This is a genomic window from Pontimonas salivibrio (genome assembly GCF_002950575.1).
Taxonomy (GTDB): domain Bacteria; phylum Actinomycetota; class Actinomycetes; order Actinomycetales; family Microbacteriaceae; genus Pontimonas; species Pontimonas salivibrio.
On sequence record NZ_CP026923.1, the window covers coordinates 539989 to 552326 of the forward strand.

Genomic DNA, 12338 nt, shown 5'->3' on the forward strand with positions numbered 1-12338 from the left:
CCGGTCGGCACTGTGGAGGTCAGGCTCGATGAGTGCGAACAACACCTGGACGGTCATCTTCGGTGGACCAAGTCCCGAACACGAAATTTCTATCCTGACCGGGCTGCAAGCAGAACGTGTCCTGAGAAGTGCCGGACACACCATTCAGCCGGTCTACGTCGCCCCTAACGGTCAATGGCTTCTCGTACCTGACAACACCGAAGCGAAGGACTACCTGGAAGGATCACCTTCTGGTTCCAAAGAACTCGATGTCCGCCTTGGCGGACAACCAGGCCTCTACCTGAAAAAAGGTATGGGCTCGAAGCGGCTTGACGTCGATGCCGCACTGCTGTGTTTCCACGGTGGGGGCGGCGAAGGCGGCGGGGCTGCTTTTGTGTGTGAACTCTTGGGCATCCCGCACACGGGCTCCAGCTTGTATGCGGGCGCGGTGGGAATGGACAAACTCGCCTTCGCGGGCCTGTTAGCTAATGCCGGTATCCCGAGCTTGCCCCGCCAACACGTATCCCACACCAGCACGCCGGAGTTCGCCGGCCCCTACATTGTGAAACCCCGTTTCGGGGGGTCCTCCATCGGAATTGAAATCGTGGACGACATCGATACCGCTAGAGCATTGGCCGATTCGAGCCCGCACCTGAAAAACGGTGCCGTCATTGAGCCCTACCGGGCCGACATTGTCGATCTGAACATTTCCTTTCGCACCTATCCCACCCTCGAATTAACTGCGCTTGAGCGCCCGCTTCGAGGAGACAAAGACGCAGAATCTTCTGGAGCTGGTGGGGTTTATAGCTACCAGGAAAAATACCTCCAAGGTGAAGGCGGCGCGGGGCTCACCCACGCGCCCCGGGAGTTCCCCGCCCAAGTACCCGACGTGGTTGCTTCCCGCGCTGTCGAATTAGCAACAGCTGTTGCCGAAGTGACCAGGCTTACCGGCATTGTCCGCGTGGACCTGTTGTGGGATCCAGCCGATGACAGTGTCTATGTCAACGAGGTGAACACCATTCCCGGTGCACTGTCGCTGTATTTGTGGTCACCGACCAGACCGCCCGCTGAAGTGCTCACCGATGCCCTCCGAGAAGCCGTGGAGCGGCGTATTCGTTGGCCACAAGCAGGCTTCTCGCAGGGCATCGCCCTAAAAGCGGCTGGTGGTATTGCCGGCAAGCTTGTCGGGATGGGCTCCTAAGCCATAAACGCCCAGCCACGCGCCACTATGTAGTGGGTGTGGTCAGGTGATGGGTGTCGCCAGGTGATGGATGTGGTCAGTTGATGGCTGGGGGCAGCGTTACTCGCTGAAGACGTCTTCGGCGCCCAAGCATGCGCCGACCGGTGCCGATTGGCTGGCCACGGCGCCGCTTAAGGCTTGGAGCGCCTCAGTTCCGGAAACCCGATCAGAGTCGACAATGACTTCTGTCGCGGGGGCGAGGCCGTAGCTGAGGAACACAAAGCGCGGTTGGTCGCCGTCATCAATTAACCAATCCACGCCGTCGACGGTGGCACAGGGCAATGTAGAAGGCCCGGGCCGTGGCAGACCGCAGCGCACGATCACCGCCGTCGGGTCACCGTAGGCGGCTGTCGATTGGGCGTCCACACTTCGCCTCTCGAGTTCACCGATCGAATCGGGCAGGCGCACCATCATGTTGGCGCATTCGACCGCGTTGGCCTCTGGGGCCGGTTGTAGGCGCACTGTGGGAGCGCACGCCGAAAGTGTCATCATCGCCACGGCGGCGAAAGTCAGCACGGTGCGCCATCTGCCCATCCCCTTCAGGCTACCGTGGGGGTGTGGCCGAGCACTTGGAAAAACCCCTGACCGTAGCCGACCTGGGTGAGCGGGGAACGCTCGCCAGGATTTTGCCCCTGCTGCCAAGCGCGAGCGGGATGACGGTCGGACCGGGGGACGATTCTGCCGTCGTGGGGTTACACGCACCCGAGGTGGTCACCACCTGCGACATGATGGTTGAGGGGCCCGATTTTCGCCGGGATTGGTCCCACCCGGAAGACATTGGCTATAAAGCCATGACGAGCAATCTTGCCGACATTTCGGCGATGGGCGCCAGACCACTGGGGGTCATCATTGGTCTCGCCGCTCCGCCGGATTCTCCCGTGGCCGACCTGGTCGGCATCGCCCGGGGGGTCGCTAAAGGCCTATCCGATATGGCCCCCGAGGCGGGGGTGTTGGGTGGTGATCTCTCCACCGCCCCACAACTGACCCTGTCTGTGACCGTGCTCGGTCAACTTTTTGGGCTTCACCCGGTGCTTCGATCAGGCGCCCGTCCAGGCGACGTTGTGGCGGTGACCGGTGAGCCTGGTGTGTCAGAGCGGGGGTTTCGAATCCTGAACGAACACACCACCCAGGCGGGGGGAGTGCTCGACCCGTCAGTGTTGGCGGAGCTTCGAAGCCAACCAGAAGTGCTCCACCACCTCGCTCCACGCATTGATCTGGATCACGGGCCAGCTGCTGCCGCCGCGCACGCGACCGCGATGATGGACGTCAGTGACGGGTTGGTACTCGATGCAACCCGTTTGGCAGAGGCCAGCGATGTGGCCATCGACTTTGATGGTGATGCGGTGGTTGATGATGCCTGGTTAATGGGTGGTGAAGATCACGGGCTCTTGGCGACCTTCCCCCCGGAGGTCACCCTGCCGGAGGGTTTTCACCCCGTCGGTGTGGTGCGTGACTTTGAGCCATCAGCAGACGCTGTGGGCACGGGGGAGGTCAGTACTGGCGGTGTGAGTATTGACGGCGTGGCAACTCCTCGGGTGACGGTCTCCGGCGTGGCACCAGATATTGAGCGTGGTGGTTGGGACCCTTACCGGGACAGTGTGAATACTCGGGTGTCGCCATAAGTTTTGGTGCCCAACAGTGTCAGCCATTCAGGCCAATCAGGCTCGGTGGTGCGCGTCGAGCGCTCCACCACAATCGTCGCCTCGGGGTTAACCAGTGGCTTGAGGGCCCCTAGAGTCTCGATGATTTCTTCGGAGGGCTGTTCGTAGGGTGGGTCGATAAAGACCAGGTCGATGGTGGCATCGCCCGGCAGTGTGGCCAGTGCGGCACTGACGCTCCGGCAGCGCACATCACTACTGACAGGGCGGGTGAGGGCTTTTTCTAGCCGCTGGCTGTTGGTTCTGATGGCTGTGCAGGCAGCCCTATTCGAATCCACCGCGATCAGTGTGCTCGCGCCGCGACTGAGGGCTTCAAGCCCCAGTGCGCCGGACCCGGCAAATAAGTCCAGCACTTTGAGGTCAGTGAAATTGATGCGACTGGCCAGGGCGGAGAACATGGCTTCTCGTACTCGGTCGCTGGTGGGCCTAGTCGGACCTTGAGGGACCTCTAGTGGCAACGATCCGGCTTCGCCGGCGATGATGCGCGCCATGTGAACACGCTACCGGGTGGTGTGGTGGAGGCGGGTAGCCTCGAAGTGTGGCGATTACCCGGGAGAGCGCATTAGCCCAGGTGTTGGGCGATCGCACCCAGCGCGCCCTCAAAAAAGCGTTCGGTTACACCACGGTGGGTCAACTGCTGGAGCACTACCCCAGGCGTTATGCCACGAGGGGGGAACTGACGTCCTTGCAGGGCATTGCCCTGGGGGAGCCGGTGAGCCTGGTCGCCGAAGTGGTCTCCGTCACTGACCGGCTGATGCGAAACAAAAAAGGTTCCCTGCTGGAAGTGGTCATCACCGATGGCACCGGAGTGGTGACCCTGACCTTTTTCAACCAAGCGTGGCGTGCCCGCGATTTACGACCCGGGGCGAGAGGCATTTTCGCCGGCAAGGTCAGCAGTTTCCGTGGTGGCAAACAACTCGCCCACCCCGACTATGAACTTTTTGACGATGCGCCCCCTACCGAGGAAAGCTCGAAAGCGTGGGCGCAAACCCCAATCCCCATCTACCCGGCCACATCGACACTGGCTAGTTGGCAGATCCAGAAAGCAATCGCGACAGTCTTGGACCAGCTGGAAGAAGTGGCCGACCCGGTTCCCGACGAGCTGAAATCACGCCACACGTTGGTGGACTTAAGCGTTGCACTGAATCACATTCACCGGCCTGAATCGGAGAGCCAGTGGCAAAAAGCCAGGGATACCCTGCGCTTTCACGAAGCGTTGGTGTTGCAGCTCGCACTCTTACAACAGCGTGCGGTGGCCGAAGCGAAGGGCACGATTGTTCGGGAACCGGGTGGTTTGGGTCGGCGTTTTCGAGAAGGTTTGCCGTTTTCGTTGACCGAGGATCAGCAGGCGGTGGCGACTGAGATTGCCTCCGACTTGGCCTCGGGAGTTCCCATGCACCGCCTCATTCAAGGTGAAGTGGGCTCTGGAAAAACGGTCGTCGCACTGGGTGCGATTGTTCAAGTCGCTGAAGATGGCGGCCAGTCGGCACTGCTTGCCCCCACGGAAGTTCTTGCCAGTCAGCATTTCCGCTCCATCGTGAACACGTTGGGTCCAGACCTCGCCAGTGAACTGGCCCCCACTCTGCTCACCGGTGGGATAGGAGCTAAAGAGCGCAAAAAAGCAGAACTCATGATTGCCTCCGGTCAGTCCCGCATTGTGGTGGGCACCCACGCCCTGCTGAGCGACTCGACCCAGTTTCACGACTTGGGGTTAGTCGTCGTTGACGAACAACACCGTTTTGGGGTGACCCAGCGCGATGTGCTGCGCCATAAAGGCTCAAACCCGCACGTGTTGGTCCTCACCGCCACCCCCATTCCCCGCACAGTCGCCATGACCGTCTTTGGTGATGTCGACATTTCCACCATTCGGGGGGTGCCTGCCGGTCGACAACCGGTGACCACCCACGTGGTGGCGTTGGCGGAAAACCCTGCTTGGTTTTCCCGGGTCTGGCAGCGAGCAGATGAAGAAATCGAGGCCGGACACCGAGTGTTTGTGGTGGCCCCGGCGATCGACCAGACCGGGGTGACAGAAGGTGTTGACGACGGCGTCGATGGTGCCGGCTACCCCGACCAGGTGGCTGGTGTGGAAGACGGTCAGGCCGATGGTGAGCCAGCCCGGCCGCTCACGGCAGTGCTCGAGCTCGCCGCCACCCTGAAAGAGCATGAACTGTTGGGCAATAGACATATTGGTGTTGTCCACGGCCGATTGGACAGTAAAGAAAAAGAGGACGTGATGTCCGCTTTCCACTCTGGTGATCTCGACTTGTTGGTGGCCACCACAGTGATTGAAGTCGGTGTCGATGTTCCACAGGCGACGATGATGATCGTGATGGACGCTGACCGGTTTGGAATCAGCCAACTACACCAACTGCGCGGACGCATCGGTCGAGGGGGCCTGCCTGGCGTGTGTTTATTGGTGACCCACCAACCGGCCGAGTCGATGGCAAGGCAACGATTGGACGCCGTGGCGTCCACCACGGACGGTTTCGAATTGGCGCGCATTGATATGGAACTGCGCCGCGAAGGTGACGTCTTGGGGGCGAACCAGTCGGGGGGACGCTCCGGGTTGAAACTGGTGCGCGTGAGTGTGGACGGGGAATTAATTGAATCGGCGAGAGCCGATGCGAAAGCCATATTGGCGCTTTCGCCCGATTTGGCCGACTACCCGGGGTTGCGCGGTGCCCTGTCTGAGCGTTTGGCAGAAATTGATGCCGAATATTTGGATCGTAGCTAGTGGCGTAACACGTCGTTAATACCCCTTCGCTACGCTTACTGCGTGACCTCGATCGCTGTTGTTCCCGGTTCCTTTGACCCTGTCACCCTGGGCCACCTCGATGTGATTAGGCGCGCACAGGGCCTTTTTGACCAATTACACGTCGTCGTGGTGCACAACCCCGACAAAAAGGCCCTGCTGCCGATCGCCCAACGCGTGGCGTTAATCGAAAAGGCGCTGGGGCAGGCAGGAATCACTGGAGTGACGGTGACCTCCTGGAGTGTGGGCCTGCTCGTGGACTACTGCGTCGAAGTGGGAGCAAAAGTCTTGGTCAAAGGGGTGCGCTCACCCGCTGACGTGTCCTATGAAACCCCGATGGCCATTGTGAATAGAAAACTGGCCGATATCGAAACCGTGTTCTTGATGCCCGACCCTGCCCACGGCCACGTCTCCAGCTCACTGGTGCGACAAGTCGCCCGCCTGGGTGGCGATATTTCTCCCTACGTCCCACAAGTCGTGAAAGATTTCATCGACACCAACGGCCTTCCCGACTAGGTCACCCAGCCGCTTCAGAGCATCCTGGTAGGGCCGCTCGCTGACCCGTGGTGGCCAACAGAAATCTTGAGCCGACCTACCGGTAGGCTTTGGCCTCGTGGCCCAACACTCTGCTTTTGTTCTCCCCGTGCACGATCTGATGGGGAAACCCGGGTCGATGCGGGAGCTTGACCTTCGGGTGTCGACCCCTGAAGTGTGGGGCGAATCGGTCGCTCAAGTTCCTGAAGGCGCCAGTGTGGAAATATCTGGCCAACTCGAAAGCGTGCATGAGGGAATCCTCGCCTCCGGCGAGATTCACACACGCGCTGCGGCGCAGTGTGTGCGGTGTTTAGATCCGGTAGAGCTCGATATCGAAACGGATTTCACCGAGCTATTCGCGTATTTTGACCAGGACGGCTACGATAGCTCCGTGGTCGATGAGACCATCGACTTGGGCATTGTCGTTCGCGACCAAGTAGTTCTGCAGCTACCGTTCCAGCCGATGTGTTCGCCTGACTGTCCCGGACTGGATCCGGAAACGGGAGAAAAACGCCCGGACGACTGGCAGGAAAACACGGAAGACCGGCTTGATCCTCGCTGGGAAGCGTTGCGAGAACTGATGGACCAAGACCCCACAACCAACGAGAATGGCACCTCGAGAGAGTAAAGAAGGCAGATCATGGCTGTACCCAAGCGGAGAAAATCCCGCGCGAACACCCACGCACGTCGCTCGCAGTGGAAGACGGAAATTCCCACGCTGGTGAAAGTTGTGGAGAACGGGCGCACCGTGTATCGCCTTCCCCACCGCGCTCACGTCGTGGAAGACTCCAACGGCACTCCGCTGTTCATGGAGTACAAGGGTCGCCGCGTCTCCGACGCTTAAGAAGACGGCGGGCCAACAATGAGCCCTCCCGACTGGGACGTCCTGCGCCGGGCATTAGGGGTCAGCGTCTCTGACGAGGCACTTCGTCATGCCCTGACGCATTCTAGTTACGCCTACGAAAACGGTGGTGCCGACAACGAGCGCCTTGAGTTTTTGGGCGATGCGGTGTTGGGCCAATCGGTGACCGCACTGCTCTACCAGCACTACCCCGAGCTGCCAGAAGGCGAATTGGCCAAACGCCGCGCGGCCGTCGTCTCCACTCACGCCCTCGCGAAGGTTGCTACCGAGATTGGCCTCGGACATTTTCTTCTGCTCGGTCGAGGCGAAGAGCGTACTGATGGGCGCACCAAACCGTCCCTGCTGGCCGATGCACTAGAAGCAGTAATCGGGGCCGTGTTTATCGAACAGGGCCATAAAGCTGCCGATGACGTCGTCATCGGCTTAATGGGCGAGACCATCAAAGACCCCCGCACTTTTGATGAGACGGCGGATCCTAAAACGGCGCTACAAGAACTCGCCGCCTCCCGGGCGCTGCCGCCCCCGCGTTACGTGTTGAGCGAGGACGGGCCTGATCACCAAAAAACGTTTAGTGCCGACGTGTTTATTGACCACCCGCAACACTCTCCCGGACCCGTCGGTCGCGGGGTGGGAAGCAGTAAGAAGCTGTCCGAAATTGATGCCGCCCGCAACGCTCTGAGTGCGCTTCGAGGCTCCTAAATGCCCGAACTACCCGAAGTCGAGGTGGTCAGGCGAGGGATCGAGCCGTATTCCACCGGCTGGCAGATTGAGGATGTGCGCGTATTTGATCCGCGTGCGCTGAAGCGACACGACGGCCCCGCAGAAGACTTCACTCACCGCCTGGTCGGTCGGACACTCCGCGGCGCGATTCGTCGAGGAAAGTTTTTGTGGTTGCCGCTATCTGATCCCTCATCGCCCGATCGGCCGGGCGATGAGGCGGTGGTGTGCCATTTGGGGATGTCCGGTCAGGTGCTCTTGGGCGAACACCCGGACCAGTTTGGGGCACTGCTTCGTGTGTCGCTCGAGCTTCGTAGCCCATCGGGGCAATCGATCACCTGGGGTTTTGTCGACCAACGGCTTTTTGGTTCACTCGCCATCGACCGCCTGGTCGAAGCGACTGATGGGAAAAGCCCCAGCACGGGTACTCCGGTCCCTGCCGGTTGTGGGGGTGAGGATTCGAGGTTGCCCTCCCAGGTTCACCACATTGGACGAGACCTCCTCGACCCGGCTGTCGATGATGTCGTCCTCGCCAGAGCGATACGTAAAAAGTCTTCCGGCATTAAACGGGTACTGCTCGATCAGCGCCTCACCAGTGGGGTGGGAAACATTTATGCCGATGAGGCGCTCTATCGAAGCCGCCTGCACTACGACTACCCGGCATCCAGGTTGAGCCACGCCAAAGCGGTAGAACTCTTGGGTCATGTGCGAAAGGTATTTCAGGACGCATTGGCCGAAGGAGGCACCAGTTTTGATTGGCAGTACGTGAACGTCAACGGCCAAAGCGGGTATTTCTCCCAGTCGCTTTCGGCCTACGGCCAAGATGGCACGCCGTGCGGGCGATGCGGTCGCACTATTGTGCGGGAACCGTTTATGAATCGCTCGTCGTTTCGGTGCCCCAGATGCCAACCGACACCGCGTAAACGGGTAGGTTAGCCAGAAGAATTCCTGGGCAACAGCTCGGGGTATCGCCACAGCGTAGGAGTGTTGGTGCACCTAAAGTCCCTCACCATTAAGGGCTTTAAGTCGTTCGCTGAACCGACCACCCTTCAGTTTGAGCCTGGTGTCACCTGCGTGGTGGGGCCAAACGGTTCCGGAAAATCCAACGTCGTCGACGCTTTGGCATGGGTGATGGGCGAGCAGGGGGCAAAAAGCCTCCGCGGTGGGTCCATGGAAGATGTCATCTTCGCGGGCACCCAATCGAGGGGACCACTGGGTCGAGCTGAAGTGAGCCTCACCATCGACAACTCTGATGGTGTGTTGCCCATTGATTACTCCGAGGTCACCATTTCTCGCACCCTGTTTCGAAACGGCTCCAGCGAATACGCCATCAACCGAGAATCGGCCAGGTTGTTAGATGTTCAAGAGCTCCTGTCCGACACGGGGCTCGGTCGAGAAATGCACGTCATAGTCGGCCAAGGCCAACTCGACCGTGTCCTCTACGCCTCCGCCGATGACCGTAGGCGCTTCATCGAAGAAGCAGCGGGGATTACCAAGCACCGCCGCCGGAAAGAAAAAACGGTTCGCAAACTAGAAGCCATGGATGGCAACCTCACCCGCCTCCAAGACCTCGTCAACGAAATTCGTCGTCAACTCAAACCCCTGGGTCGCCAAGCAGACGTCGCGAGAGAAGCCCAAAGTATTCAATCGGCGGTGCGCGACGCCAAATCGCGTCTCCTCGCCGACGATGTCGCCACCCTCCAGCGGGAACTGGCCGACTACCAGGCCAGTGAAGGCGCCAGTGCCAGTGAGCGTGCCCTGGTTCAGACCGAACTAGACCGTGTCGTGGAAGAAAGCGCCTCCCTCGAGGCACAGCGGGCCAGCACAGGAGTCGCCGAAGCCCGCGGCGTGGATAGTTCACTTCGACAGGTCGCCGAGCGTATCGACTCCCTCCACGCGCTCGCGGCCGAGCGGGTCAGCTTGTTGGCCGAGCAGAGTGAAGCAAGCGATATTGGTCCCGGGGTGAGTGATGACGAACGCGACGAGGCCGAAGGGTTAGTCGATACGGCCCGTCAGGCGCTCGCCGCAGCCGAAGTCGAACTGGGCGATAAAGCGGCCCTCACTGCTAGTGCCCGCGCTGCCCTAGAAGCGTTTGACACACAGCTACAGCAATCCCGCGCTGCTCGAGACACCTGGTTGCGAAAAAACCAGGAGCGCCAAGAAGCGCTCGCGGTGGCTCACTCTCGACTAGAAAATGCCACTGCCGATGTTGCCGTCGCGAAAGAGGCCGTGGTGTTAGCCGATGAGCGCATTGCGGAATTGGAGCGCCAATGGCACGACGCACAGGTTGACGGGGACGACTCAGGAGAAGCATCCACTGACAGCGCTGAGGGCGCACTGCAAGACGCCTGGCGGCGTGAAGCAGAAGCCGAAGAACACGTAGACACTCTGCGTCATGAACTGCACCGGTTGGAGCGAGAAAAAGATGCCCTCGCTGCCACAGTGCACACACTGAGCCTCGCGTTGGAGAGTGACCAAGCGGGCACCGGGGAGCAGCTAGAAGGTGTTCGTGGCCGCGTTGCCGACCTCATCAGCATTAATCCCGGTTTCGAAAAAGCCATTGCCCGTGCGCTCGGCGTACTAGCTGACGCACTGGTCGTGTCCACCCGTCAGGCGGCCCTCGATCTCACCCGCGGGGTGAGCGGCCGCGACGATGCGAGGCTGTCCCTCGTCGTCGATGAAGTACACGCCACCTCGGAGCGTGTCGAGTTGGAAGGTTTAGTTTCAGCCGCTGATGTCGCCAATGGCCCAGAAGGACTCATGAGGGTTCTTCACCGGGTGTTTATCGCCGAGGATTTAGACGAAATCAACACCCACTGGGTGGGTCACCCGGAGCTGCCCGCCGACGTCGTCATTGTCACCAAAGCGGGTGACCTGTTTTCTGGAACCAGGGTGCAAGCCGGAAGTGGCGCACAACAAAGCGCCGTGGAGTTAACCGCAGAGCGCGACCAAGCCACCACGGAACTCCAGCGGGTCTCCACTGAGGTGGAACGGGCGGCCAGCCGACTGGAACAGGCACAACACGACGCCACGCAGGCCTCAGCCGAAGCAAAGCGAGCCCTAGCCGAAGTGCGTGAATTTGAAGCCAGTAGGGCAGCGCGCAGCGAAGCGCTTTCCAGTTTGGCCGCCACCTTAGATTCGGCCAGGGGCGAGCGGGAGCGGGCGCAAGCCCGAGTCGACCAGGCAGAAGCAGCCAAGTCGCTGGCTGCTGAGGCACTAGACAACGCGGGACAACACAGTGAGGCAGAGCCAGAGCCCATCGTCGCGGTCGATGAATCCGGTCGTGCTGCTCTCGCGGAAGCCCTTGAACTGGCGCGTGCGGGGGAAGTGGATGCCCGGGTGGCTGTTGAAGCAGCACGCTCCCACGTGGGTTACCAAGAATCCCAGGTAGTGGCCCTCCAGCAGCGCCACCAGGCATGGCTAGACCAGCGGGAAAAAGAAGCCCACCGTGCTGCCGCGAGACGTGAGCTACACCGTCGCTCCACCAGCGTCGCCGCGATTACTCCCGCGCTCGTGCGGGTGGCGAGGGCCAGTGTGGAGGAATCGTCACGGCGGGTCGCCGAACTGGAAGCAGCACGGGCCTCCAGTGACGAAAAAGCGGCCGCGCTTCGACAGCGCGAAGCGCAATTACGGGAGCGCCTGACCGCGCTCACCGACAGTGTGCACTCGGTCGAAATGCACATCTATGAACGAAACCTGCAACTGGGCCAACTGACCCAAAAGGCCACCGATGAACTGGGCTTGAGCCTTGACGTGTTGATCAGCGAATACGGCCCCGACCAGCCCGTGCCCCTCCAAGAAGGGGAAGAGGAAGATGCTGCCCCCACCGACAGCGCTGAGGACAGTCGCGCTGAAGATGGTGGCGCAGAGGATGCTGGGGCTGAAGATGGTGTGGCTTGGACCCCCGCCACGAAGCCTTTTGATCGGGCTGAGCAGCAGAAGCGTTTAGCGCGGGCACAAAAACAGTTGGATGCTCTAGGGCGAGTAAACCCCCTCGCGTTGGAAGAGTTTGATGCGATGGAAAAACGCCACCAATACTTGGTGGAACAGCTCGAGGATGTGAACGCCTCCAAGCGGGATTTGTTGTCCATTGTTGACGACATTGACGACACCATGCGTGATGTGTTTATGGCGGCTTTTGCCGACACGAAAGCGGCCTTTGATGAAGTGTTCCCGGTGTTGTTCCCCGGGGGTCAAGGGGCACTGAGTTTGACCGACCCTGACGCTCCACTCACCACCGGTGTTGAGGTGTCGGTCCGCCCTCGAGGCAAAAACATTGAGAGATTATCTCTGCTCTCTGGTGGTGAGCGTTCGCTGGCTGCCGTCGCCCTGTTGATCGCCATTTTTATTGCCCGCCCGAGCCCCTTCTACATCCTCGATGAAATCGAGGCGGCACTAGATGACGCCAACTTGGGCCGCCTGCTGGATGTGATGGGGACGCTGCGAAAAGATTCGCAGCTGATCATCATCACCCACCAAAAACGGACCATGGAAATCGCTGACGCCCTTTACGGGGTATCGATGCGAGATGACGGCGTGAGTGCTGTGGTGGGCCAGCGGGTGCGAGACGAAGCACTCACCAACGCGTAAGCCTCT

At 60.4% G+C, this 12338-nt stretch carries 11 protein-coding genes; 9 read left to right on the plus strand and 2 right to left on the minus strand.

Going from position 1 to position 12338, the window contains the following annotated elements:
- The first annotated feature begins 28 nt into the window (after nucleotides 1-28).
- Nucleotides 29-1180: a D-alanine--D-alanine ligase family protein gene (locus C3B54_RS02860; RefSeq protein WP_104913156.1), complete on the plus strand. Its 1152-nt coding sequence runs from the start codon at nucleotides 29-31 to the stop codon at nucleotides 1178-1180.
- Between the two features lie 99 nt (nucleotides 1181-1279).
- Here the strand turns inward: C3B54_RS02860 and C3B54_RS02865 are convergent, their stop codons facing one another.
- The gene (locus C3B54_RS02865; protein ID WP_104913157.1) at nucleotides 1280-1753 is read right to left on the minus strand and encodes a DUF3515 domain-containing protein; all 474 of its coding nucleotides are present in this window, start codon (nucleotides 1751-1753) and stop codon (nucleotides 1280-1282) included.
- A 23-nt stretch (nucleotides 1754-1776) separates the two neighbouring features.
- On the opposite strand from C3B54_RS02865, the gene C3B54_RS02870 reads away from it, so the two are divergent.
- Nucleotides 1777-2841 (plus strand): thiamine-phosphate kinase, encoded by a 1065-nt coding sequence (locus C3B54_RS02870; protein WP_245867986.1) that lies wholly within the window; start codon nucleotides 1777-1779, stop codon nucleotides 2839-2841.
- Here the strand turns inward: C3B54_RS02870 and rsmD are convergent.
- The gene (rsmD, locus tag C3B54_RS02875; protein ID WP_104913158.1) at nucleotides 2805-3368 is read right to left on the minus strand and encodes a 16S rRNA (guanine(966)-N(2))-methyltransferase RsmD; all 564 of its coding nucleotides are present in this window, start codon (nucleotides 3366-3368) and stop codon (nucleotides 2805-2807) included. The two genes, C3B54_RS02870 and rsmD, sit on opposite strands and share 37 nt — an antisense overlap.
- Nucleotides 3369-3415: 47 nt before the next feature.
- On the opposite strand from rsmD, the gene C3B54_RS02880 reads away from it, so the two are divergent.
- From C3B54_RS02880 to smc, 7 genes are all read left to right on the plus strand, one after another.
- Entirely contained in the window at nucleotides 3416-5611 is a 2196-nt protein-coding gene (locus C3B54_RS02880) for an ATP-dependent DNA helicase RecG (protein ID WP_104913159.1), read from the plus strand.
- Between the two features lie 42 nt (nucleotides 5612-5653).
- Entirely contained in the window at nucleotides 5654-6145 is a 492-nt protein-coding gene (coaD, locus tag C3B54_RS02885) for a pantetheine-phosphate adenylyltransferase (protein WP_104913160.1), read from the plus strand.
- 97 nt (nucleotides 6146-6242) lie between these two features.
- A complete protein-coding gene (locus C3B54_RS02890; protein ID WP_245867987.1) occupies nucleotides 6243-6791 on the plus strand; it encodes a YceD family protein in 549 nt (182 codons plus the stop codon).
- A 12-nt stretch (nucleotides 6792-6803) separates the two neighbouring features.
- A complete protein-coding gene (gene rpmF, locus C3B54_RS02895) occupies nucleotides 6804-7007 on the plus strand; it encodes a 50S ribosomal protein L32 (RefSeq protein ID WP_104913161.1) in 204 nt (67 codons plus the stop codon).
- Between the two features lie 18 nt (nucleotides 7008-7025).
- Nucleotides 7026-7724 (plus strand): ribonuclease III, encoded by a 699-nt coding sequence (rnc, locus tag C3B54_RS02900; protein WP_104913162.1) that lies wholly within the window; start codon nucleotides 7026-7028, stop codon nucleotides 7722-7724.
- Complete coding sequence (mutM, locus tag C3B54_RS02905; RefSeq protein ID WP_104913163.1) at nucleotides 7725-8678, plus strand: bifunctional DNA-formamidopyrimidine glycosylase/DNA-(apurinic or apyrimidinic site) lyase; 954 nt, start codon at nucleotides 7725-7727, stop codon at nucleotides 8676-8678.
- A 54-nt stretch (nucleotides 8679-8732) separates the two neighbouring features.
- Nucleotides 8733-12332, plus strand: a complete 3600-nt coding sequence (smc, locus tag C3B54_RS02910) for a chromosome segregation protein SMC (RefSeq protein ID WP_104914230.1) — start codon at nucleotides 8733-8735, stop codon at nucleotides 12330-12332.
- Nucleotides 12333-12338: the final 6 nt, after the last annotated feature.

Bases quoted from the DNA above. Each gene is read 5' to 3' on its own strand.
- C3B54_RS02860 (WP_104913156.1), top strand. From the start codon at position 29: ATGAGTGCGAACAACACCTGGACGGTCATCTTCGGTGGACCAAGTCCC.
- C3B54_RS02865 (WP_104913157.1), bottom strand. From the start codon at position 1,753: ATGGGCAGATGGCGCACCGTGCTGACTTTCGCCGCCGTGGCGATGATG.
- rsmD (WP_104913158.1), bottom strand. From the start codon at position 3,368: ATGGCGCGCATCATCGCCGGCGAAGCCGGATCGTTGCCACTAGAGGTC.
- rpmF (WP_104913161.1), top strand. From the start codon at position 6,804: ATGGCTGTACCCAAGCGGAGAAAATCCCGCGCGAACACCCACGCACGT.
- rnc (WP_104913162.1), top strand. From the start codon at position 7,026: ATGAGCCCTCCCGACTGGGACGTCCTGCGCCGGGCATTAGGGGTCAGC.
- mutM (WP_104913163.1), top strand. From the start codon at position 7,725: ATGCCCGAACTACCCGAAGTCGAGGTGGTCAGGCGAGGGATCGAGCCG.